The organism is Streptomyces sp. 4N124, assembly GCF_052245395.1.
Lineage (GTDB): Bacteria > Actinomycetota > Actinomycetes > Streptomycetales > Streptomycetaceae > Streptomyces.
This window is the reverse complement of record NZ_JBQQBS010000022.1, coordinates 98,265-119,733: the sequence shown is the minus strand read 5'-3', so window position 1 is coordinate 119,733 and position 21,469 is coordinate 98,265. Positions and strand designations below refer to the sequence as shown.

The 21,469-nt window shown below is 69.3% G+C and carries 20 protein-coding genes; 10 read left to right on the top strand and 10 right to left on the bottom strand.

Annotation, left to right across the window (positions count from 1 at the left end):
• Positions 1–22: 22 nt before the first annotated feature.
• A complete protein-coding gene (locus ACTWQO_RS23065; RefSeq protein ID WP_443239236.1) occupies positions 23–1,363 on the bottom strand; it encodes a CitMHS family transporter in 1,341 nt (446 codons plus the stop codon).
• A 166-nt stretch (positions 1,364–1,529) separates the two neighbouring features.
• Here ACTWQO_RS23065 and ACTWQO_RS23060 point away from each other — a divergent pair, with 166 nt between their 5' ends.
• The 3 genes from ACTWQO_RS23060 to ACTWQO_RS23050 all read left to right on the top strand — a co-directional run bounded on the left by ACTWQO_RS23060 (position 1,530) and on the right by ACTWQO_RS23050 (position 4,699).
• Positions 1,530–2,450, top strand: a complete 921-nt coding sequence (locus tag ACTWQO_RS23060; protein ID WP_443239235.1) for a LysR substrate-binding domain-containing protein — start codon at positions 1,530–1,532, stop codon at positions 2,448–2,450.
• Between the two features lie 133 nt (positions 2,451–2,583).
• Positions 2,584–3,801, top strand: coding sequence for a CaiB/BaiF CoA transferase family protein (locus tag ACTWQO_RS23055; protein WP_443239234.1), 1,218 nt, complete (start codon positions 2,584–2,586; stop codon positions 3,799–3,801).
• A complete protein-coding gene (locus ACTWQO_RS23050; RefSeq protein WP_443239233.1) occupies positions 3,791–4,699 on the top strand; it encodes an HpcH/HpaI aldolase/citrate lyase family protein in 909 nt (302 codons plus the stop codon). The genes ACTWQO_RS23055 and ACTWQO_RS23050 overlap by 11 nt, the downstream gene beginning before the upstream one ends.
• A 28-nt stretch (positions 4,700–4,727) precedes the next feature.
• Here the strand turns inward: ACTWQO_RS23050 and ACTWQO_RS23045 are convergent, their stop codons facing one another.
• The 5 genes from ACTWQO_RS23045 to ACTWQO_RS23025 all read right to left on the bottom strand — a co-directional run bounded on the left by ACTWQO_RS23045 (position 4,728) and on the right by ACTWQO_RS23025 (position 11,126).
• Positions 4,728–6,764: a right-handed parallel beta-helix repeat-containing protein gene (locus ACTWQO_RS23045; RefSeq protein ID WP_443239232.1), complete on the bottom strand. Its 2,037-nt coding sequence runs from the start codon at positions 6,762–6,764 to the stop codon at positions 4,728–4,730.
• A 41-nt stretch (positions 6,765–6,805) separates the two neighbouring features.
• The gene (locus tag ACTWQO_RS23040) at positions 6,806–8,041 is read right to left on the bottom strand and encodes a mandelate racemase/muconate lactonizing enzyme family protein (protein WP_443239231.1); all 1,236 of its coding nucleotides are present in this window, start codon (positions 8,039–8,041) and stop codon (positions 6,806–6,808) included.
• Position 8,042: 1 nt separating this feature from the next.
• On the bottom strand, positions 8,043–8,870 hold the full coding sequence (locus tag ACTWQO_RS23035) for a carbohydrate ABC transporter permease (RefSeq protein ID WP_443239230.1): 828 nt from the start codon (positions 8,868–8,870) through the stop codon (positions 8,043–8,045).
• Entirely contained in the window at positions 8,870–9,757 is an 888-nt protein-coding gene (locus ACTWQO_RS23030) for a carbohydrate ABC transporter permease (RefSeq protein ID WP_443239229.1), read from the bottom strand. The genes ACTWQO_RS23035 and ACTWQO_RS23030 overlap by 1 nt, the downstream gene beginning before the upstream one ends.
• 103 nt (positions 9,758–9,860) lie before the next feature.
• Positions 9,861–11,126, bottom strand: a complete 1,266-nt coding sequence (locus tag ACTWQO_RS23025) for an ABC transporter substrate-binding protein (RefSeq protein ID WP_443239228.1) — start codon at positions 11,124–11,126, stop codon at positions 9,861–9,863.
• 145 nt (positions 11,127–11,271) lie between these two features.
• Here ACTWQO_RS23025 and ACTWQO_RS23020 point away from each other — a divergent pair, with 145 nt between their 5' ends.
• Positions 11,272–12,042, top strand: a complete 771-nt coding sequence (locus ACTWQO_RS23020) for a FadR/GntR family transcriptional regulator (protein WP_443239227.1) — start codon at positions 11,272–11,274, stop codon at positions 12,040–12,042.
• Between the two features lie 28 nt (positions 12,043–12,070).
• On the opposite strand, the gene ACTWQO_RS23015 is transcribed toward ACTWQO_RS23020, so the two are convergent.
• Positions 12,071–12,493: a secondary thiamine-phosphate synthase enzyme YjbQ gene (locus tag ACTWQO_RS23015; RefSeq protein ID WP_443239226.1), complete on the bottom strand. Its 423-nt coding sequence runs from the start codon at positions 12,491–12,493 to the stop codon at positions 12,071–12,073.
• Positions 12,494–12,617: 124 nt separating this feature from the next.
• On the opposite strand from ACTWQO_RS23015, the gene ACTWQO_RS23010 reads away from it, so the two are divergent.
• From ACTWQO_RS23010 to ACTWQO_RS22990, 5 genes are all read left to right on the top strand, one after another.
• Positions 12,618–12,701 carry a putative leader peptide gene (locus ACTWQO_RS23010; RefSeq protein WP_349817350.1) on the top strand — a complete coding sequence of 28 codons (84 nt, stop codon included), beginning with the start codon at positions 12,618–12,620 and terminating at the stop codon, positions 12,699–12,701.
• A gap of 143 nt (positions 12,702–12,844) precedes the next feature.
• Positions 12,845–13,735, top strand: coding sequence for an ABC transporter permease (locus tag ACTWQO_RS23005; RefSeq protein ID WP_443239225.1), 891 nt, complete (start codon positions 12,845–12,847; stop codon positions 13,733–13,735).
• The gene (locus ACTWQO_RS23000) at positions 13,708–14,466 is read left to right on the top strand and encodes an ABC transporter ATP-binding protein (RefSeq protein ID WP_443239224.1); all 759 of its coding nucleotides are present in this window, start codon (positions 13,708–13,710) and stop codon (positions 14,464–14,466) included. The genes ACTWQO_RS23005 and ACTWQO_RS23000 overlap by 28 nt, the downstream gene beginning before the upstream one ends.
• Before the next feature lie 29 nt (positions 14,467–14,495).
• Positions 14,496–15,521: an ABC transporter substrate-binding protein gene (locus ACTWQO_RS22995; protein ID WP_443239223.1), complete on the top strand. Its 1,026-nt coding sequence runs from the start codon at positions 14,496–14,498 to the stop codon at positions 15,519–15,521.
• 53 nt (positions 15,522–15,574) lie between these two features.
• Entirely contained in the window at positions 15,575–16,642 is a 1,068-nt protein-coding gene (locus tag ACTWQO_RS22990; RefSeq protein WP_443239222.1) for an NAD(P)-binding domain-containing protein, read from the top strand.
• Between the two features lie 12 nt (positions 16,643–16,654).
• Here the strand turns inward: ACTWQO_RS22990 and mltG are convergent, their stop codons facing one another.
• Entirely contained in the window at positions 16,655–17,494 is an 840-nt protein-coding gene (gene mltG, locus ACTWQO_RS22985; protein WP_443239221.1) for an endolytic transglycosylase MltG, read from the bottom strand.
• Between the two features lie 43 nt (positions 17,495–17,537).
• Positions 17,538–19,340 (bottom strand): ABC transporter ATP-binding protein, encoded by a 1,803-nt coding sequence (locus tag ACTWQO_RS22980; RefSeq protein ID WP_443239220.1) that lies wholly within the window; start codon positions 19,338–19,340, stop codon positions 17,538–17,540.
• A gap of 94 nt (positions 19,341–19,434) precedes the next feature.
• On the opposite strand from ACTWQO_RS22980, the gene ACTWQO_RS22975 reads away from it, so the two are divergent.
• Positions 19,435–19,878, top strand: a complete 444-nt coding sequence (locus ACTWQO_RS22975) for a MarR family winged helix-turn-helix transcriptional regulator (protein WP_443239219.1) — start codon at positions 19,435–19,437, stop codon at positions 19,876–19,878.
• Between the two features lie 58 nt (positions 19,879–19,936).
• Here ACTWQO_RS22975 and ACTWQO_RS22970 read toward each other — a convergent pair whose 3' ends face one another.
• Positions 19,937–21,346, bottom strand: a complete 1,410-nt coding sequence (locus ACTWQO_RS22970) for a cation:dicarboxylate symporter family transporter (protein WP_443239218.1) — start codon at positions 21,344–21,346, stop codon at positions 19,937–19,939.
• Positions 21,347–21,469: the final 123 nt, after the last annotated feature.

Below are 21,469 nucleotides of genomic sequence, written 5' to 3'. Positions count from 1 at the left end.
GTCGATGTCTCCTCACGGTGGTTCACAGGGATATGGCGCCGGTGAGCAGGGCTGCCGCGGTCATCACGAGGGTCGTGCCGAAGGCCCAGCGGAAGATGAAGCGCTGATGTTCGCCGAGCTGTACTCCGCTCATGCTGACGAGGATGAACGTGGAGGCGGTGAGCGGGCTGAGCGGGAACCCGGTGGTCATCTGGCCGAGGATCGCGGCCCGTGCGATCTCGGCCTCGTCGCCGCCGAAGCCGGACGCCGTGTGGGCGAGGACGGGCAGCACTCCGAAGTAGTAGGCGTCCGGTGTGAAGGCGAGGCTCAGCGGCATGCCGGTGATGGCCACGATCGGCGCGAGGTGTCCGCCCAGGGAGTCGGGCACGACCGAGACCAGCGCCTCTGCCATTTCCGTGATCATCTCGGTGCCGGTCAGGACTCCGGTGAAGACGCCCGCCGCGAAGATCATCGTGGTGACGAGGACGACGCTCTTCGCGTGCTTCTCCAGCAGGACCTGCTGTGCTTCCCAAGTGGGGTGGTTGACGAAGAGGGCGAGCGCGAAGGCCAGCGCGAACAGCACGGGCAGCGGCATGACTTCCATGACGAGCGCCACAAGCAGCGTGACGGTCAGGACGGCGTTGAACGCGGTCAGCCAGAGCGGCGGGCGTCCCTCCCGCACCACGAGGGGCGTACCCGGCCCGTCCCCCGAGACACGGGCGGCGAGCGGCCCCACGTCGCCCTGCTCCTGGGGGGTGTCCGGACCGGACACGGCGAGGCGGCGGCGCTCGCGTCGGCCGATCCAGTACGAGGCGAGCAGTACCCAGGCGATGCCGAAGCCCATCGCGGGGAGGACGGGTGTGAAGACGTCCGAACTCTCCAGGTCCAGCGCCGCCATGGCCCGCACCGTCGGCCCGCCCCACGGGATCATGTTCATCACGCCCGCGCCCAGGCAGACCACTCCCGAGAGGACCAACGGGCTCATGCCCAGGCGCTTGTAGACGGGCAGCAGCGCGGAGACGGTGATGAGGAACGTCGACGCGCCGTCACCGTCGAGTGCCACGCACATGGTGAGGACGGCCGTGCCGACGGCGATGCGTGCCGGGTCGTTCCGGGCGAGGAGAAGGATGCGGTTGATCAATGGGTCGAAGAGCCCGGCGTCCACCATCAACGTGAAGTAGAGAACGGCGAAAGCGATCATGATGCCGGTCGGGGCCACCGTGGTGAGCCCTTTGAGGATCATGTCCCCCATGTCGCCGGCGAAGCCGCCGACCAGGGCCGCCAGGACCGGCAGCAGCACGAGCGCCACCAGGACCGAGACCCGTTTGGTCATGGTGAGCAGGAGGAACAGGCCGATCGTGGAGAACCCCAGCGCTGCCAGCATGGTCGTCGCTCACCTTCTCGTACGGCTCGAGGGCCCCCGGCACTCCCGGTGGCCCGTGCTGCGGATGAGTGTCGGAGTGGCAGCGAATCGGCGTCCAGCATCAAACCGAGATCTATCCATGCTGTTCCCGCATCAATGGGCGTGTACGGCCCTAAGGTCGCTCGTCATGGACACCACTCTTCGTCAACTCAGCGCCTACGCCGCCGTGGCCCGGGTGGGCAGCTTCACCGCGGCCGCCGCTCAACTGCGCGTCTCCCAGTCCTCGCTCAGCCGCGCGGTGGCGGACCTGGAGCGGCTGGTGGGCGCTCGACTCCTCGAACGCGACACCCGGAACGTCGAGTTGACAGCCGCCGGCGTCGAGGCGCTGCGCATAGCCGAGCAGATCGTGAACGCTCATCAGTCGGGCATGAAGGAGCTGGAGCGCTTCCTGCTCGGTGAGTCGGGGACGGTCGCCGTGGCCACCCTGCCGTCGGTCGCCGCGGTCCTGCTGCCCGAGGTGATCCTGGACTTCCGTCGGCAACGGCCGCAGGTGGCCGTGCAGATCATGGACGGGCTCGAACAATCGGTACTGAGCCGGGTTCTGACCGGCGACGCGGACTTCGCCATCACGACCGGTGAGCCGTCGGGGCAGCTGGAGCACCGCCCTTTGGTACGCGACCGGTTCGTGGCCGTCCTGCCGCCGGACCATGCCCTGTCCGACCGTCCCGAGGTCACCTGGGACGACCTGGCACGTGAGCCCTTCCTCGCCGTCGGCCGCGCCTCCAGCGTGCGACGCCTGACCGATGCCGCGTTCGCACAGGCCGAGGCCCGGTCGGCGCCGGCCGCGGAGGCGGGCAACGTCGCCACGGTGGGCGGACTCGTGGCAGCCGGGCTCGGGGTCACCGCGATGCCCGCCCTGGTCCTGCCCCTCCTCGGGACGGGCCCGTTCATCCACAGGCCGCTCGTCGAACCGACGGTCCACCGGCGCCTCGACATCGCCCTGCGCGCGCGCCGCCCGCTCCCGCCGGCGGCCGACCGGTTCCTGGAGACTCTGCGGGAGTTCCGTGCGCGTCGGCACGAGCTGCCGGCCGGAGTGTCCTGGGCCTGATCCGCCGGCCCGCTCCGACTCATGCGTGAACCGCAAGGATTCATAGCCGTTTGTTGCTGGACTCACATGCTCACAGCTCGGCAGGCTGACTGGTGCCGCCGTCAAGCGAGTTGGGGAGCAGAGGGTGTCGAAGGTGTCGATCACGGGTCAGGATGCCGGTGGCCAGGGCCAGCTGCGCGGCCTCAAGGTGGTGGAGTTCGCGCACGTGGTGGCGGGTCCGCTGGCCGGCTCCCTCCTTGCCGACCAGGGCGCGGACGTCGTCCATGTGGAGCCGCCGGGCGCCGGTGACGCCGCACGGGCGATGGGCCCCACCAAGGACGGCCACCCGCTCTGGTTCAAGGTCGCCGGCCGCAATAAGCGGTCGGTCACGCTCGATCTCCACCAGGAGTCCGGGCGGCGGGTCGCCGAGCGTCTTGTCGCCTGGGCGGATGTCGTCATCGTCACCCTGCGGGTCGGCCGGCTCCGCTCGTGGGGGCTCGACTGGGAGTCCGTGCATCGCATCAACCCCAAGGCCGTCCTCTTGCAGATATCCGGCTTCGGCGCCACCTCGTCACGCGCCGACGAACCCGGCTTCGGGAAGGTCGGCGAGGCCCGCAGCGGCGTCGTACATCTGACCGGCTTCCCCGATGCCCCACCCGTGCACACCGGCTTCTCGCACGGCGACGCGGTGACCGGACTCATGGGCGCCTACGCGGTGCTCGCCGCACTGCACCGCCGCGACCACGACCCCGACTTCGACGGCGAGTGGATCGATCTCGCTCTCTTCGAGCCGCTGTTCCGGCTCGTCGAGTGGCAGGTCATCGTCCACGACCAGCTCGGCACGGTACCCGGACGCTCCGGCAACCAGCTCGCCGTCGCCCCCGCCGCCGTCATCAACACCTACCGGTCGAGCGACGGCGAATGGATCACGGTGACGTCGGCGACGCTCCGCTCCGTGCGTAACGTCGCCAAGCTGCTCGGCTTCGACGAGGCCGACTTCGCCACGCCGGAACAGCAGTTCGCCGGGCGCGCCCGCCTCGACGACGGCCTGCGAACCTGGGTGGCCGAGCGCACGGCGGCCGCCTGCCTCGAAGCGTTCGCACAGGCAGAGGTCGTGGCGTCCCGTGTGTTCAGCGCCGCGGACATCGCCGAGGACCCTGTCTACGCCGAACGCGGAGACATCGTCACCGTCGACGACGCCGACCTCGGCCCCGTACGCATGCAGTCCGTGATCCCCCACTTCCGGCAGCGACCGGGCACCGTCTGGCGGACCGGCCCTGCCCTGGGCCAGGACAACGACCTCGTCTACCGCGAGTGGCTCGGCCTGAGCGAGGACGAGCTCACCGACCTGGAGAAGCACGGTGTCGTCTGAACCCTCCCCCCTCCCCCGCCCACCCCTGCGCTCCCTGCTGTTCGTCCCCGGAAACCGTGCCGCGCTGTGGCTTCCCAAAGCGCGGGCGGCCGGGGCGGACGCGGTCGTCCTCGACCTGGAGGACGCGGTGCCGCAGGCCGAACGCGCGGCCGCCGTCCAGCAGGTGACCGAGGCGCTCGCCCGCCGGGCCGAGGGCTCGCTCCCGGGACCGGCCCTGTTCGTCCGCGTCACCCCACTCGACACCTGGGCGGCCGCCGACGAGCTGCGCGCCCTGTGCGGCCCCGGACTCACCGGAATCGTGCTGCCCAAGGTGACAGGCCCCGGCGACATCCGCTTCGCCGACCGTCTCCTCGCCTGGAGCGAGCACGAACACGGCCTGCCGCACGGCCACTTGGCCCTCATCCCCCTCCTCGAGACCGCTCAGGCGCTGCGCGAGGCCCACGCCTGCGCGACGGCCGCCGCACGCGTCGCCCACCTCGGCGCGATCACCGGGGCGGGCGGCGACGTGGAGCGTGCGATCGGTTACCGCTGGAGCCCGGAAGGCGCCGAGACGTACGCCCTGCGCGCCCGCGTCCTGCTCGACGCGCGTGCCGCGGGAATCCCGCATCCGGTGGCCGGGCTGTGGACCCGCATCGGCGATCTCGACGGCCTGCGCGCCTTCGCCGAGCAGAACCGGGCGCTGGGCTACGCGGGCATGATGGCGATCCACCCCTCTCATGTCCCGGTCATCAACGACGTGTTCGCGCCCAGCGCGGCCGAACTCGCCCGTGCGGCACGGCTGATCGCCGTGATGGAAGAGGCCCAGGCGTCCGGTGCCGGCGCGGTGACGTTCGACGGGGAAATGGTCGACGAGGCGATGGCCGCCACAGCGCGGGCGTTGCTGGAGCGGCACACCTGAGCGCCAGTCGACATGGTCGTCGGCGCCCTCACTCTTCGGTGCGGCCGTGCTTCGCGTCGGCCGCGCCCGCATCGGAGATGATCTCTCTGGCCTCTGCGGGGATGCTGTCGCTGGTGAAGATGGTGTTGTCCCGTACGACGTTGCCGCGCTCGCCGTCGACGAGGCCGGTGATGTTGGGGTTGGTCGCGTAGTTTCCGATCAGGGTCTGATCGCCGGTGAGGTTGCTGTTCTGGTTGTTGGCATGCGCCCACTGGCCGGCGGTGTCGAGGAAGACGTTGCGGTTCGCGGTCATGTAGCGGGATCCCTCGTCGAAGTACAGGCCGAGCTGCCCGCTGTCCTCGCAGAAGTTCCCCTCGATGGTGCCTTTGGGGTTGGCGGAGAGGGTGTAGATGCAGCCGGCGTCGAACATCGTGTGCACGACATTGCTCACGTGGTTGCCCACCACGTCGAGGTCCGTCAGAGTCGTGGGCGTGTCGTAGAGCGGCTGGAAGTCGTACAGTCCGCGGGCGATGTACTCAGGGCTGCCGCCCGGGTCGTTGGCGCCCCATCCGTAGCCGATCCCGATGCCGGTGTACGGCATGTCGGAGACGTCGTTGTGCTCGATGGTCAGCCGGGTGGCGTAGCTGGCGAAGATGCCGTCCTGGTCGAGGTACTCCAGCGCCGTGGAGAAGACGCGGTTGTTGCCGATCAGGATGTCGCGGTTGGTCATGCGCTCGTCGGACGGGTGGTGCGCGTCAGGACGCACTCCGCCGACCACGATGCCGCCGCCGGCGCTCGCGGTGAACGTGTTGCCGGTGACGGAGATGTTCTGCGCGCCCAATCCGACGCCGGTGGCGTGTGCGTTGGCGTCGTTGCCGATGCCGAGCCCGACCGAGCCGAGGTTGACGAAGCGGTTGTCGGCGAAGGTGATGCCGTTCGCCGCCGACACCTGCACGGCCGCGGGCGCCTGTGCCCAGTTGTTGCGTGCTCCCTCAAATCCCCGGCAGCCGACCGCACACGACGTGAAGGCGTCGGCGGGCCGGTGGGGCTGCACGCCGGTGATGAACGCGCCCGTCTGCTGGTTGGCGTATCCGTTGGGCGAGCTGGGGTGCAGCCAGGTGGTGCCGGTGAAGGTCATTTTCTGGAACCGGAGGTCATTGGCCGGCTCGTCGTAGGTGCCGCCGACCTCGATCAGCGTTTCCATGCGCGGCAGCTCGACCTGTGCGCTCTCCAGGTCCTGTCCCTCGAGCGGCTTGTAGTACAGCGTGCCGGCGGTCGTGTCCAGGTACCACTCTCCGGGCTCGTCGAGGAAGCTCTTGGAGTTCAGCAGCCAGAACGTCGGCGTCCGGAACGGGGACTGGATGGTGTCGTATCCATAGGTGTTGTTGTCCCAGGCGGGTTGCTGCATCACGACCCTTGAGCCGGAGATGCTCTCCACGGGTGCGAAGCGGTTGGTGAACGACAGCTTCGCCTGGAGTTCGATGCGCTTCTGGTCGGGCAGCGTGGCCAGGTGATCGAGGTCCGGATTGTCGAGGGTGAAGCCGGTCGGGTCGAGCGAGATGTCGGACCGGTTCAGCGCGAGGCGCGCGCGCTGTGCCGGGACGCCGTCGACGTAGAGCTGACGGGTGTCGAAGCCGGTGCCGACATGTGCCTTGTAGATGCCCTTGTCCGGGTCGTCGAGCTCCCAGTCGGTGACCGGGTCCGCGCCGCTCACCACGGGCTTCGCTCCGGGCACGGCCTTCCAGGTCACCGTGTGCCCGTCGCGGCCGGAGTCAGCTGCGCCGAAACGCAGCGGCGAGGTGAGCCGGTGGGTCCCGCCCAGGAGGTTCACGGTGACGTCGCCGTCGCCTCGGGCAGCGAGGACCTGTGCCCGGCGCTGCGCCTCCGCCAGCGTCTTCAACGGCCGGCTGACCGTGCCTGGCCCGTGGTCGTCGGCGCGCGGAGCGCCGGTGGGAGCAACGACGAGTCTGTACCCCTTTGGAGCGGCGTGTGCGTCGGAGGGCAGGGCGGCGAGCAGTCCGGCGGCCAGGGTCGCGGCGGTCGCCACGACGGACGTTCTTGTGTGCCGTGCGAGGAGCGAGTGCATTGGCTACGTCCTTTCTTCGCGGTCGGGGTGGTCCGGGCCGGTCACGGCCCGGCGGTGCGCGGCACTTCGTTGACGGGGTGCGGTACGAGGAACCGGGGAGGACCGGGGTGGTGCTGCTGCGTGCCGGCGTGGTGACCGGCCGCTGTGAGCAGTCGTCGTCCTGCGTGATCGGGCCGGATGCCGGGACCTTCGGGTGCGGCGGTGTGCTGTCGCCCTGACGCCGTTATCGCTTCCTCGTCGACCTCGATGCCCAGGCCCGGCGAGTGACCGAGGACGAAGGCACCGTCCTCGACGTGCAGATCGAGGGAGAGGCCGAGGGGCGGCTGGAGGTTCTGCAGCTCTGCGGCGATGAGGTTGGGGACGGATGTCGCGGCGTGCAGGAGCGCCACGGGAGTGTCGCCGATCGGGCTGACGGGCAGGTCGTGGGCGTGAGCCAGGGCGGCGACCCGTAGAAAGTGGGTCACGCCCCAGACCGCCGCTGTCTGGACGATGTCGATCGCGCCCCGGGCCAGCAGCGGCCGGTACTGCTCAAGGCCGCTGAGGTTCTCCCCGCTGGCGACCGAAGCCCGGATTCCTCGTCCGACGGCAGCCATTCCTTCGGCGTCCCAGCGCCGGACGGGTTCCTCGACCCAGGTGAGGTCGAGCGTGCGTTCCAGTTCCCCGACGTGACGGACTGCCTGCTTGCGGGTCCAGGTCTCGTTCGCGTCGAGCATCAGGGCCGGCCGCGCGCCCCCTCCGGCCTTGGTCAGTACCTCTCGTACGAGGGTCAGCCGGTCGCGGTCCCGCTCGACGTCGAGGCCGCCCTTGAGCTTGGCCGCCCGCAGGCCGTGCTCGGCGTAGGTCTGGTAGACGTGGGCCAGTTCGTCGTCGCTCAGGGCGATGTCCAGGGCCGATGCGTAGGCGGGGACCCTCCGGTCGCCTCCGCCCAGAAGGCGCCACAGCGGTTCGCCCGCCGCCTTCGCCTTGATGTCCCACAGGGCGGTGTCGAGAGCACCGATGGTCCCGAAGAGGGCTCCGGCGTGGCCGGCCTTGAAGGTGTGCCGCAGCATGCGGTCGTAGAGCGCGGTCACGCACCGCGGGTCCTCGCCGTCGATGGCGGAGAAGACGGCGTCCACTGCTATGTGAGGTCCCAGTCCGACGCCGGTGATGCCCGCGTCGGTGTCCACCAGGATGATCGGCACCGGAGTGACCCCGTCGACGTAGACGCCGTTGGCATCACCGATGGGCCGGCCCCATTCCTGGACGGTCGTGAGGGTGCGAAACCCGGTTATCCGCATGTCAGCCCTTCGTGGCACCGGCGGTGATCCCGTCGGCGATCTGGCGCTGGAAGAAGAGGTAGAGCACGAGGACCGGCAGTGCGGCGATCAGCACCCCGGAGGCGAAGGTGGGGATGTCGTCGGAGTACTGCCCGCGCAGTGAGGTGACTCCGACCATGAGGGTGCGGTGTTCGGGGGACGGCATCATCAGCAGGGAGATGAGCACGTCGTTCCAGCAGAACAGGGCGTTGAGGATGCCGACGGACAGCAGAGCCGGGCGGCCGATCGGCAGCATGATCCGCCAGTAGACGCCGTACGTCGTGTTCCCGTCGATCCTGGCCGCGTCCATGATCTCGCCCGGGATCCCGGAGAAGTAGCTCGTCATCAGGAAGATCGTGAACGGGAGGAACTGCGCGACGTAGGCGAGGATCAGCCCCGGATAGGTGTCCATGAGACCGCTGTCCGCCATGACCCGCGCAAGCGGAACCATGATCACCTGGAACGGGATGAACAGCGCCGCGAGAAAGCACAGGAACAGGGCCCGTGAGCCCCGGAACCGCAGGTGGCTCAGCGCGAAGCCGGCCATCGAGCCGATCAGCAGCAGGAGGGCGACAGCGAACGCCACCACGATGACGGAGTTGGCGAAGTACCGCCCGAGGCCCACACTCGTCCATGCCGTGGCGATGTTGTCCCAGGACAGGGAACTCGTCAGGGAGAACCGGTCGAGGATGTAGTCGTGCCGGGTCTTCATGGCGACGTTGGCGGTGAACACCAGAGGGTAGATCGTCGCCACGGCCAGGGCGGCCATCGGGACGGCGACCACCCACACACGCAGGCGCACGCGGCGCATCAGTGCTCCCTCCCCGCGCGGCGGAGCAGCGCGATCTGCGCGAGCCCCACCACGAGCATCAGGAGAAAGAGAACCGTCGAGGCGGCCGAGGCGAGCGCCGGCCGGTTCATCTCCCCCTGCTGGACCCAGATGTAGTACTCGGGCAGATAGGTGGACCCCTCCGGACCGCCGCTGGTCATCACGTAGAGCAGGCCGAACATGGACGTCAGCATCCCGATCATGGTGGTGACGAAGACGAACTGAAGGGTGCGGGACAGGCCCGGGACGATCACGTGCCAGATGACCTGGGGCAGCGACGCGCCGTCCACCCGGGCGGCGTCGAGGAGTGTGGCGTCCAGGGTGGAGAACCCGGCGAGGAAGACCACCAGGGCCATCCCGAACGTCGCCCAGACGTGAACGCCGACAACCGTGAACATGGCGATGTCCGGATCGCCGAGCCAGTCGACGGGGTCGATACCGATGTTCCCGAGAGCCGCGTTGAGCGGGCCGTCGAAGGCCAGCAGCAGGTTGAAGATCGCGCCGACGAGCACCGGAGAGAGCACGGCCGGAAAGAAGTAGACGCTGCGGTGGATCCGGTGCCCGGGCACGCGCAGATAGATGAACGTCGCGAGCAGGCCGGGAATCGCCACCGCCACCGGAAGCAGCAGCACGAGCAGGCCGACGTTCTGTAGGGCTGTGCGAAAGAGCGGGTCCCGGAACAGTTCCGCGTAGTTGTCCAGGCCGACCGCGGTCCCGTCGCGCTCGCCGTCGCCGGTGAAGGAGAAGTTGACGCCCATGAGCAGCGGGACCAGGCGGAACGCCACGATGACCACAATGGCCGGGAGCACCAGGACGTAGGGCGCGAGGCGTTCGGCACGCCGCCCACTGACGCGCCGCGGGGCATGCACCCCGGAATCCGTACGGCGCGTGCGCTGCCCGGCCTGTGTCTCGTCGGTCCGCCCGGTATCAGCCGGGCGGACCGACGAGGGCGAACCCCGGAGCGGCACGGGCTCAGCCCTTCTGGTCGGAGTCGGCCAGTTTCTGCAAGGCGTCGTCGACGCTGGTCGATCCGCTCAGGATCTGCTGGGACAGCCTCCCCATCAGATCCAGCGTCTTCGAGGACAGCGCGACGTGCAGTGCGGGCTTGCCGGTTTCGATCTCCGACACGATCGTGGTGAGGGCCTGGCCGCCGCCCGACACATCAAGGGTCGAGTCGGATGCGACCGCGCCGGCGTCGGCGTAGAACGCCTTGAGAGCGTCCTTCGACGTCAGGGAGCGCACCAGGTCTGCGGCCAGTTTCGGCTTCTTCGTCCACTCGGCGACCCCGTAGCCGATACCGCCGTCGTACGGAAGGCCGGGGTCGGCTTCGGAGTTGACGAGCGGAGCCCGCATCACGCCGATGTCGTCCGGGTCCAGGAACTCGCTGAAGTCCTTCCAGTGGCCCACGTCCGACATCAGCCCCACGATGTGGGCGGCCTCACCGGACTGGAAGCGGGCGAAGGCGTCGTTGAACAGCGCGGTCGAGTTGGCCCCGTCGTTGTTCAGGCCGGCGTCCTCGGCCTCCTTCCAGAGCTCGAAGATCTGTCGCACATGGGGTGAGTTCCAGTCCCGGTTCCCGGCGATCCAGTCGTCGTACTCCTGCGGTGTGAGGACGCCTGGCCCCAGTCCCGAGAGGAAGAACTGGATGCCGATGCCCTCCTTGTTTCCGAGGGAGAGACAACTGGCCTTGGTCTTCTCGGCGATGGCCTTGCAGTCGTCGCGGAACTCCTGCCACGTCGTCGCCGGGCGTTCGGGGTCGAGACCGGCGTCGTCGTAGAGCGCCTTGTTGTAGTAGACCGGATGCCCCTGCAACGTCACCGGCGCGGCATAGACCTTGCCCTGCGCGGTGAAGGCCTCCCAACCCGCCAGCCGTTTCCTGTCCTCGGCCACGTAGTCGTCCAGGGGCAGGAGGGCGTCCGTACGGTCGCGTATCTCACCGCCGCCGTTGAAGAGCATGACGTCGGGGCCCTTGCCGGACTGAATGGCCGTGCCCAGCAACGTGTAGTACTGGTCGAACGGCTGGGCGACGAACTCCACCTTCACGTCGGGGTGCTTCTCGGCGAAGTCGGCTTTCGCCTGCTTGATGTAGGAGGCGGCCGACTCCTCGCCGGACTTCCAGTCCCAGACCACGAGCTTGTCGTCCGCGTTGTCGGAAGAGGAGCCGGATCCCGCGCTGCCGCAGCCGGGCAGCGTCATCGCCGCGACCAGGACGGCCGCCCACAGTGCTCGCCGCTTCATGCCGATCACTCTCCGTTACCTTGCGGGGACCCTCCGCCCGCCGATGACCCGGAAACGTAACTCGTATGACGTATGACGTCAATGGCTGTCGCGTATGATGGCGCCTCGAGTCGCCCGCGTGGTCGCGGGACCACCGGAGGAAGCCATGACGGCAACGCAGCCAGCAGCCGAGAGCAGTTCGGCGCCTCCCGCCTGGGCACGACGGCCGACCAACCTCGCGAAGGCGGTCACGGCCGAGTTGGTGGGGCGCATCGTTCGCGGGGAGCACCAGCCGGGGACGCCGCTCCCGCCCGAGCCCGCTCTGTGCGAGGCCTTCGCGGTGAGCCGGACCGTCATCCGGGAAGCCGTGAAGATCCTGCAGGAGAAGGGACTGGTGCAGGTCCGCCAGGGTGCCGGCACCATGGTGACCGAGCCGGCGAAGTGGAACATGCTCGACGAGCACGTCCTGGCGGCGAGCATCGACCAGGACGAGAGTCTGCAGCTCCTCGACGACCTCGTGGTCACACGGCGGCTGCTGGAGTCCGACATGGCGCACGTCGCCGCCCGGTTGGCCACTCAGGACGTCGTTGATCGACTGCGCACACTGGTGGACCGGATGGACGAACTCGTGGACGACCACGTCACGTACGCGGAGCACGACCGCGCCTTCCACGACGTCATCATGCAGGCGTCGGGAAACCGCATCGCCCGTGGGGTGGTACGCGCCCTGGAGAGCCAGGTCGTCAACACCGCGCGGTACATGGGCCGGCCCGAGCGCGCCATGTGCATCGCGTCCAACCGCGGCCATCGCCGGGTGTACGAGCGCATCGCCGCCCACGACCCGAGCGGTGCGGCCGAGGCGATGTTCACCCACATCACCGAAGCCTGGCTCGTCCGCCGCAGCGCACCGGGCGACCCGGTGCGGCTGGACCGTTAGCGGGCGCCACCGCCGGTGGCGCCAGGCCTCAGCCGAGGAACGACAACCGAACCCGCCTGTTCGAGTTGTCCCGATTCGTGTCCACCAGGCACACCGACTGCCACGTCCCCAACTCCAGCCGCCCACCCAGCACCGGCAGCGTCGCGTGCGGTGGCACGAGGGCCGGGAGGACGTGGTCGCGGCCATGGCCGGGGCTGCCGTGGCGGTGCTGCCAGCGGTCGTCGGCCGGGAGGAGGGTGTGCAGGGCGGCGAGGAGGTCGTCGTCGCTGCCCGCGCCTGTCTCGATGATCGCGATGCCGGCGGTGGCGTGGGGGACGAAGACGTTGAGCAGGCCGTCGCGGTCGGCGGCCGTCTCCCGCAGGAAGGCCTCGCAGTCGTGGGTGAGGTCGACGACCCGCTCCGTGGAACCGGAGCTCACGTTCAGCACGCGGGTGGTGAAGGCATCTGACATGCGTCCCATCCTCGCGCACACGACCCGCTGCGCATGTCATCGGACCGGCCGGGTCCGGCACGAGGGGTCCACACCGCGAGACGGGCGTTGACCGCGAGCATGTCATCTGGCTACTTTCGGCCGCATGTTGCGTTCAGCCCTGCTCACCACGCGCGGTCACATCGACCTGCTGCGGGTGGCCTCCGCCGCGTGTCGCCGCGGCTGCTGACGCCCTTCTCTCGCCTTCATCGCGCCTGCGCGCCCTCCTGCCCGCACGCCTGATGCGCTGATTCGCTGATCCGCATCGGGCACTGCGGTGCTCGGGCGCGCTTCATCACCGGTCGCTCCCCCTCATGAACCCATGGAGCATCCATGAGCATCAGCCATGCCCCGCCCGGCCCGCACGAACCCGATATTTCGCCTATAGGAGAGAAAGGCAGTCCCGCTCCAGCCCCCACGCCCGACCTCGTCCCCCTCGTCCCCGCCTCCTCCCGCCGCACCCGCGTCCCCCGCTGGCTGCGCCGCACCACCGGCCCGCTCCTGCTGCTGGCGCTCTGGCAACTGCTCAGTGCCACTGGCCTGTTGACCGCCGATGTGCTCGCCTCGCCCGGCCGTATCGCGCAGGTCGGGAGTGATCTGATCGCCGACGGTTCGCTGCCGTCCGCCATGGGGACCTCGCTGCAGCGGGTCGCGTTCGGGCTGCTGCTGGGCACGGTCGTCGGCACCGGACTGGCCCTGGTGTCCGGGCTGTTCCGGATCGGGGAGGATCTCGTCGACGCTCCGGTGCAGATGCTCCGGACCGTGCCCTTCGTGGGGCTCATCCCGCTGTTCATCATCTGGTTCGGTATCGGTGAGGCTCCCAAGGTCGCCATCATCACGCTCGGCGTCACCTTCCCGCTGTACCTCAACGTCTACGCCGGGATCCGGGGCGTGGACGCCCAGTTGATCGAGGCCGGGGAGTCCCTGGGGCTGTCGCGGTGGGGGCTGGTGCGGCATGTCGTGCTGCCGGGTGCGCTGCCCGGCGCGATGACCGGGCTGCGCTACTCGCTCGGCATCGCCTGGCTCGCGCTCGTCTTCGCCGAGCAGGTCAACGCGGATTCCGGCATCGGGTTCCTCATGGTGCAGGCGCGGGACTTCCTGCGGACCGACGTGATCGTGGTCTGCCTGGTCGTCTATGCCTTCCTCGGCCTGCTGGCCGACTTCGTCGTCCGCTCCCTCGAAAGGCTGCTGCTGCAATGGCGACCGACGTTCACCGGCCGGTGAACCCCAACGTGAACCCCCAGTCCACTCAGGCCGTGCACGTCGAGGGGCTGACCCGCTCCTTCGACGGGCGGCCCGTCATCGACCGGCTCCGACTCGACGTCCGCCCGGGCGAATTCGTCGCCCTCCTCGGCCGCAGCGGCTGCGGCAAGTCCACCCTGCTGCGCATCCTCGCCGGGCTCGACCGGGACATCGAGGGCACCGTCCTGGTGCCGCGCCGCAAGGCCGTCGCCTTCCAGGCGCCGCGGCTCATGCCATGGAAGAAGGTGTGGCGCAACGTGCTGCTCGGCCTTCCGGGCAAGCCCGGCCGAGCCGTCGCCGAGCAGGCGCTCAAGGAGGTCGGCCTGGACCACCGTACGGACGCCTGGCCCAAGACGCTCTCCGGCGGCGAGGCCCAACGCGCCTCCCTCGCACGAGCGTTGGTGCGCGAGCCCGATCTGCTGCTGCTCGACGAGCCGTTCGGGGCGCTGGACGCGCTCACCCGCATCAAGGCCCAGCGTCTGGTGGGTGAGTTGTGGCAGCGCCGCGGGTGCGCGGTGCTGCTCGTCACGCACGACGTCGAGGAGGCGGTCCTGCTCGCCGACCGCGTTCTCGTGATGGACGACGGTGTCATCGCGCACGAGCAGGAGATCGACCTCGACCGGCCCCGTGACATCACCGACCCCCGGTTCGCGGAGCTGCGCGCCGGACTGCTGGAACGGCTCGGCGTCGACACGGCCGCCGAAGCCGCCTGAACTCCCTCACCCCGAAGAACGGATCCATCATGCGACGACGCCTCGTCCCCGCCGCGCTGCTCCTCCCCCTCGCCCTGCTGCTCACGGCCTGCGGCGGGAGTTCGTCCGCCAGTACGGGGTCCGACACCGACGGCAAGGGCTCGCTCACCCTCAACGTCGGTGACCAGAAAGGCGGTTCCGAAGCCATCCTGCGCGCCGCCGGAGAGCTCAAGGACCTCAACTACAAGATCAAGTGGTCCACGTTCACCTCCGGCCCGCCACTCCTCGAAGCCGTCAACGCCAAAGCCGTCGACATCGGCGGCGTCGGCAACACCCCGCCGGTCTTCGCGGCCGGGGCCGGCTCCAAGATCAAGGTGGTGGCCGCCTGGCACGGCACGTCCCGGGGCGACGCCATCCTCGTGCCCAACGGGTCGAAGCTGAGGAGCACCGGGGACCTGAAGGGCAGGTCCGTCGCCGTCGCGCAGGGGTCCTCCGCGCACTACCAACTCGTCGCCTCCCTCAAGGCGGCCGGGCTGACCCTCGGCGATGTGCACGTCAAGTACCTCCAGCCGGCCGACGCTCTCGCCGCGTTCACGTCCGGCAAGGTCGACGCATGGGCGGTCTGGGACCCGTACACCTCGCAGGTGCTCCAGGCCAAGCAGGGGACGGTTCTCACGACCGGCGAAGGCGTGACCAACGGTCTCCTGTTCCAGGTGGCGGCGCCCTCCGCGCTTCAGGACAGCAAGAAGACGGCGGCCATCGAGGACTACCTCGGCCGGCTCCGCCGTGCCTACGACTGGGTGTACGACCACCCGGAGGCGTGGGCGAAGGTGTGGGCCAAGGAGACCGGGCTGCCGTACGAGGTGGCGCTGGCCTCGGTGAAGCGGACCAACGCCTCCCGGGTCGCGGTCGCCGTCGACAAGCCGCTCATCGCCTCCGAGCAGGAGATCGCCGACGCGTTCGCCGAACTGAAGTTGATCCCGCAGCGGGTCGACTTCGCCAAGTTCACCGACGCCCGCTTCAACGGCGCCCTGCCGCCGTCCACAGCGAAGCCCCGTGTCTACAAGGACTCCTGATGAGGGCGTGATCCCGCGGGAAGATCCCCGCACCCCACGCGGTTAGTAGAAGCGTGAACAACACCGAGGTAGTCGTCATAGGCGCCGGCCAGGCGGGTCTGGCCGGCGCCTATCACCTGCGGCGCACCGGATTCGAGCCGGAGCGGGACTTCGTGGTGCTCGACCACTCCCCCGGGCCGGGCGGCGCCTGGCAGTTCCGGTGGGCTTCGCTGACATACGGCAGGGTGCACGGGATGCATGCGCTGCCCGGCATGGAGCTCACGAGCGCCGACCCGGCGCGGCCGTCCTCCGAGGTCATTACCGAGTACTTCGACCGGTACGAGCGCACCTTCGATCTGCGGGTACGGCGCCCCGTCGATGTCCATGCCGTGCGCGAGGGCGAGGCGGGGCGGCTGCTCGTGGAGACCTCGGACGGTGTGTGGTCGACCCGGGCGCTGATCAACGCGACCGGGACCTGGGACCGGCCGTTCTGGCCGCGCTATCGCGGTCAGGAGACCTTCCGGGGGCGGCAGTTGCACACCGCGCAGTATCCGGGGCCTGAGGAGTTCGCCAGGCTGCGGGTCGTCGTGGTGGGCGGGGGTGCGTCCGGTACGCAGCATCTGCTGGAGATCGCCCCGTACGCGGCGGCCACGACCTGGGTCACCCGCCGGCCGCCGGTCTTCCGCGAGGGGCCCTTCGACGAGGACGCCGGTCGTGCCGCGGTCGCGCTGGTGGAGGAGCGGGTGCGGCAGGGGCTGCCGCCGCGGAGTGTGGTCTCCGTCACCGGGCTGCCGTTGAACGACGCGATTCGGCAGGGGCTCGCGGACGGGGTCCTGGACCGGCAGCCGATGTTCGACCGGATCACCCCGGACGGGGTGGCGTGGAACGACGGGCGGCACGTGCCCGCCGACGTCATTCTGTGGGCGACCGGATTCCGGCCCGCCATCGACCATCTGACACCGCTGAGGCTGCGTGAGCCGGGCGGCGGGATCCGGCTCGACGGGACCCGCGCGGCCGCCGATCCGCGGGTCCATCTGGTCGGCTACGGTCCGTCGGCGAGCACGATCGGCGCCAACCGGGCGGGCCGTGCGGCCGTGCGGGACATCAGGCGGCTGCTCGCCGAGGAGCCCGTCGCCGCGTGATCTCCCTGCCGGTCACGTCTTCGCCTGCGGGCTCTTCTGGAGGGAGTTGAACTCCGCCACGTTGCGCTGGTGCTCGGCGTAGTCGGCCGTGAAGCGGGTGTCGCCCTGCTTGACCGTGACGAAGTACAGCCAGTCGCCCGGCGTCGGAGTGACCGCCGCACGCAGTGCCTCCTCGCCGGGGTTGGCGATGGGCGTGGGCGGCAGCCCCATGCGCTGGTACGAGTTGTAGGGGCTCTCGATCCGCAGGTCGTCGAGGGTCGTCTGCACGGTGGAACGGTTCAGGGCGTAGTTGATGGTGGAGTCCATCTGGAGCGGCATACCGCGTTCGAGCCGGTTGTAGATGACCCGGGCCACCTTGCCCATCTCCGCCTTGGTGGAGGCCTCGGCCTGCACGATGCTCGCGATGGTGACCGCCTGATAGACGTTCATCGCGTTGCGCTGCGCGCCGGCGGCGATCGGGACGCCGTTGAACCTCTGGTTGGCGGTGTCGACCATCGACGACAGCAGCGCCTCCGGCGTCGCCTTCTCGTCGATCGGATACGTCGCCGGGAAGAGATAGCCCTCCGGGTTGCCCTCGGCGTGGACCGGCAGCTTCAGGTTGGCCTTGCCCAGGGACTTCTTGGTGGTGCCCGGCGGCAGCTCGAGGGCCTTGTCGACGGCGTCGTAGACCTGGCCCGCGCGCCAGCCCTCCGGGATCACCAGGGACACCGGCTTGGCTTCTTCCTCGCCGCCCAGGGTGAGCAGCGGCACCGCCACGGCGGTGCCGGCCAGGACGGCCCCGGTCGCGATGAGGGCGATACGGCCCCGGCGCGTCAGTCGCATGGTGCTTCGTGGCGGAGTGTTGAAGTGCATGCGCAAACCGTAACCCGCATATCGTCACAAACTCCGCATATCTTCAGCTTGTCGGCTCCAGTTGGGCGTCCCTGCGGACCAGCGCCGCGTACCGGCCCTCGCGACCCAACAGCTCCTCGTGCGTGCCGCGTTCGACCGCGCGCCCGGCGTCCAGGACCACGATCTGGTCGGCACCCCGAATGGTGGACAGGCGGTGCGCGATGGTGAGCGTGGTGCGGTTGGCCGACAGCGCGTCGATCGCTTCCTGGACGGCGTGTTCGGTGCGGGTGTCCAGGGCGCTGGTCGCCTCGTCGAGGATGAGCACGGGTGGGTCGCGCAGGATGGTGCGCGCGATGGCCAGGCGCTGCTTCTCGCCGCCGGAGAAGCGGTGCCCGCGCTCGCCGACGACGGTGTCGTATCCGTCGGGAAGCGCGGCGATGTGGTCGTGGATCTGGGCCGCCTTCGCCGCCTGCTCGAGTTCCTCGTCGGTGGCGTCCGGCTTCGCGAAGCGCAGGTTCTCGGCGATCGAGGCGTGGAAGAGGTACGTCTCCTGGGAGACGACGCCGACCGCGCGGGCGAGGGTGTCGAAATCGAGGTCGCGGACATCGACGCCGTCGAGGGTGACCCGGCCGCCCGTGACGTCGTACAGCCGCGGCACCAGATAGCCGAGCGTGGACTTGCCCGCGCCGGTCGGGCCGACGATGGCGAGGCTGCCGCCGGCCGGGACGGTGACGTCGATGCTGTCGAGGATCGGCCCGCTCTTGTCGTCGTACCGGAACTCGACGTTCTCGAAGCGGACCTCGCCCTTCACGCGGTCCAAGTGGACGGGGTCCTCGCGCTCGGTGATGTCTATGGGCAGGTCGAGGTACTCGAAGATGCGCTGGAACAGCGCGAGTGAGGCCTGGATCTGGACGCCGGTGCCGAGGAGGCTCACGGCCGGGCGGAACAGGCCCTGCTGGAGCGAGACGAAGGCGACGATCGTGCCGATCGAGACCGCGGGGCCGCCGAGTTGGAGGGCCATGCCCGCGGCCCAGTAGATGACGGCGGGCATCGCGGCCATGACGATCGTGATGACGGCCATCCGCCAGCGCCCGGCCATGCTCGACCGCACTTCGAGGTCGACCAGTTCCTCGGACTCCTCCCCGAACGACTTCGTCAGCGAGTCGGAGCGGCCCATCGTGCGGCCGAGCAGGATGCCGCTGACCGAGAGCGACTCGGTGACCGTGGCGGCCATCGCGGCCATCTGCTTCTGGCGCTGGGTGGTGATCTTTCTGCGTTCGTCGCCGACGCGGCGGCTGATCCACACGAACACCGGCAGCAGGAGCAGCGAGACGACGGTCAGTCGCCAGTCGAGGGCGATCATCGCGACGATCGTGGCGACCACGCTGGTGAAGTTGGCGACCAGTGAGGTGGCGGTGGAGGTGACGGTGGCCTGCATGCCGCCGATGTCGTTGGCGATGCGGGACTGGACCTCGCCGGTGCGGGTGCGGGTGAAGAAGGCGAGCGACATGCGTTGCAGCCGGCCGTAGACGGCGGTGCGCAGGTCGTGCATGACGCGCTGGCCGACCGTCGTGGAGATCAGGGTCTGCAGGACGCCGAAGACGCTGGTGAGGACGGCGCTGAGGATCATGCCGAGCGCGAGCAGGCTGAGCAGCCCTGTGCGGCCCTGCGGGATCGCGGTGTCGAGGATCGCCTTCAGGAAGAAGGGGGTGGCGACGGAGACGAGGGACGCGGCGCCGACCAGGAGGCCGACTACGGCGAGGCGTCCGCGGTACGGACGGAAAAGTGTCAGGATGCGCCGCACCTGCCGGGGCTTCTCCTCAACATCGGCGGACGGGGTCAACACGGGTTCGTGGTCGGGTTTCATGGGCTCCTACGGGTGGTGAGTCGACGGTGACTGACGGAGAGTAGCTCATTGTTACCTATACTCACAATGAACGGCGTCCTGATATTGTTCCCGCATGACCACCCCCGATTCCGACGGTCAGCTGGCCGAGCAACTGCTGCGGTTCACCCGGCGTGTGCACCGGATCCAGAAGCGGCACATCGAGCAGTCCGGCCTGGGCGTCACCCCGGCCCAGTCCCGGCTGCTGCGCACCCTCGCGCACTATGACGCGCCGCCCCGCATGGCCGACCTCGCCGAGCGGCTGGAGGTGGTCCCGCGGGCCGTCACATCGCTGGTCGACGGGCTGGAGGCGAGCGGGAAGGTGCGGCGGGTGCCCGATCCCAGCAACCGGCGGGTGATCCGCATCGAGTTGACGGACGACGGGCGCAAGGCACTGGGCGAGTTGCATGGGGCGCGGAGAGCGGCGGCCGACGAGATTCTGGCGCCCTTGACGCATGTGGAGCGCGCGGTGCTCGGCACGCTGCTGGACACGCTGGTGGACAAGGCGCACCACGGTTGAGACATGCCACGGCCACCGCCCCCGGAGAGGAGCGGTGGCCGCGTGAAGGCGCGAGGCGTCAACTGACCTCGGGTGCGGGCTCCTTGGCCGACTGGGTGGGTACGGCGGCGGGGGCGGGAGCATCCGTTTCCGGAGCCTCGTGGGAAGCGGGGGACTCGTCGGCCTCGGTCCTGGGCTCGACCTCTCCGCTCAGCACCTTCTTCGCCCGCTCCGTGTCCAGCGCGCCCTCCCACCGGGAGACGGCGAACACGGCGACGCAGTTGCCGAGCAGATTCGTGACGACGCGCATCGAGTCCATGATGCGGTCCACGCCGAGGAGCAGGGCGACGGCACCGGCGGGGATGGCACCCAGCGAGGAAGCGGTCGCGGACAGGGCGAGGAAGGCGGAGCCGGGGATGCCGGCCATGCCCTTGCTGGTGAGCATCAGCACCAGGATCACGGTGATCTGCTGGCTCAGGCTGAGGTCCACGCCCACGGCCTGGGCGATGAACAGCGTGCCGATGGACAGGTAGAGCGAGGCTCCGTCGAGGTTGAAGGAGTAGCCGGTGGGCAGCACCAGGCCCACGGCGTCGTCGCGGGCACCGGCCTTGCGCAGCTTCTGCATCACGCGCGGCATGACGGACTCGGTGGAGGCGGTGCCCAGCGCGAGGAGCATTTCCTCACGGATGTAGCGCAGGAACTTCCAGAGACTGAGCCCGGTGACCATCTTGAGCGCGACGGCGAGGAGCGCGATGAAGAACGCCGCAGCCGCGTAGCACAGGACGATCAGCTTGGCGTAGGTCTCGATGACGCCGAGCCCGTACTGGCCGATCAGGACGGCCATCGCGCCGAACACCGCGATCGGGGCGAGCCGCATGATGAAGCCGACGACAGCGAAGATGATCTCCTGAGCCTGCTCGATGGCGGGCAGGACCTTCGGCACCTTGGTGTGGCCGAGGTGGAGCAGCGCGGCGCCCACCAGGCAGGCCAGGATGAGCACCTGGAGGAGCTCGTTCTCGGCGAAGGCGCCGATGAAACTGGTGGGAATCGCGTTGACGATGAACTCGGTCGTCGACGGCAGCGAACCCCCGCCCGTCTTCGCGTCGACCGCCGAGGTGTCGAGCGTGGACGGGTCGACGTTCATCCCCGAGCCGGGCTGCACGACGTTGGCGGCGAGAAGCCCGATGAGCAGGGCGAGTGTGCTCGCGACCTCGAACCAGATCAGGGCCTTCAGCCCGATCCGGCCGAACGCCTTCAGGTCACCGGCCTTGGCGATGCCGACGACGACCACGCAGAACACCAGCGGCGAGATGATCGTCTTGATGAGCCGGGTGAAACCGTCGCCGAGCGGCTGGAGATCCGCGGCGAAGTCGGGCCACAGCTTGCCGACGACGATGCCGAGCACGAGCGCGCAGGCGACCTGCGCGAAGAGGGAGGTACGCAGTATGCGTGCGACGCGTCGCGGCAGGGACGGTACGGGCGGCGGCACGGGGACTCCTAGAGGGGGACGGCGGTACGGCAGAAGCCCCGGAGGACTTCTGCCATACGGAAAACGGCTTCCGTGCCGATCACTCTCGGGGTGTCATTGATCCTTCCGGAAACCTTTGTGTAT

Bases quoted from the DNA above. Each gene is read 5' to 3' on its own strand.
- ACTWQO_RS23065 (WP_443239236.1), bottom strand. From the start codon at position 1,363: ATGCTGGCAGCGCTGGGGTTCTCCACGATCGGCCTGTTCCTCCTGCTC.
- ACTWQO_RS23060 (WP_443239235.1), top strand. From the start codon at position 1,530: ATGGACACCACTCTTCGTCAACTCAGCGCCTACGCCGCCGTGGCCCGG.
- ACTWQO_RS23045 (WP_443239232.1), bottom strand. From the start codon at position 6,764: ATGCACTCGCTCCTCGCACGGCACACAAGAACGTCCGTCGTGGCGACC.
- ACTWQO_RS23040 (WP_443239231.1), bottom strand. From the start codon at position 8,041: ATGCGGATAACCGGGTTTCGCACCCTCACGACCGTCCAGGAATGGGGC.
- ACTWQO_RS23035 (WP_443239230.1), bottom strand. From the start codon at position 8,870: ATGCGCCGCGTGCGCCTGCGTGTGTGGGTGGTCGCCGTCCCGATGGCC.
- ACTWQO_RS23025 (WP_443239228.1), bottom strand. From the start codon at position 11,126: ATGAAGCGGCGAGCACTGTGGGCGGCCGTCCTGGTCGCGGCGATGACG.
- ACTWQO_RS23020 (WP_443239227.1), top strand. From the start codon at position 11,272: ATGACGGCAACGCAGCCAGCAGCCGAGAGCAGTTCGGCGCCTCCCGCC.
- ACTWQO_RS23015 (WP_443239226.1), bottom strand. From the start codon at position 12,493: ATGTCAGATGCCTTCACCACCCGCGTGCTGAACGTGAGCTCCGGTTCC.
- ACTWQO_RS23010 (WP_349817350.1), top strand. From the start codon at position 12,618: ATGTTGCGTTCAGCCCTGCTCACCACGCGCGGTCACATCGACCTGCTG.
- ACTWQO_RS23005 (WP_443239225.1), top strand. From the start codon at position 12,845: ATGAGCATCAGCCATGCCCCGCCCGGCCCGCACGAACCCGATATTTCG.
- ACTWQO_RS23000 (WP_443239224.1), top strand. From the start codon at position 13,708: ATGGCGACCGACGTTCACCGGCCGGTGAACCCCAACGTGAACCCCCAG.
- ACTWQO_RS22995 (WP_443239223.1), top strand. From the start codon at position 14,496: ATGCGACGACGCCTCGTCCCCGCCGCGCTGCTCCTCCCCCTCGCCCTG.
- mltG (WP_443239221.1), bottom strand. From the start codon at position 17,494: ATGCACTTCAACACTCCGCCACGAAGCACCATGCGACTGACGCGCCGG.
- ACTWQO_RS22980 (WP_443239220.1), bottom strand. From the start codon at position 19,340: ATGAAACCCGACCACGAACCCGTGTTGACCCCGTCCGCCGATGTTGAG.
- ACTWQO_RS22975 (WP_443239219.1), top strand. From the start codon at position 19,435: ATGACCACCCCCGATTCCGACGGTCAGCTGGCCGAGCAACTGCTGCGG.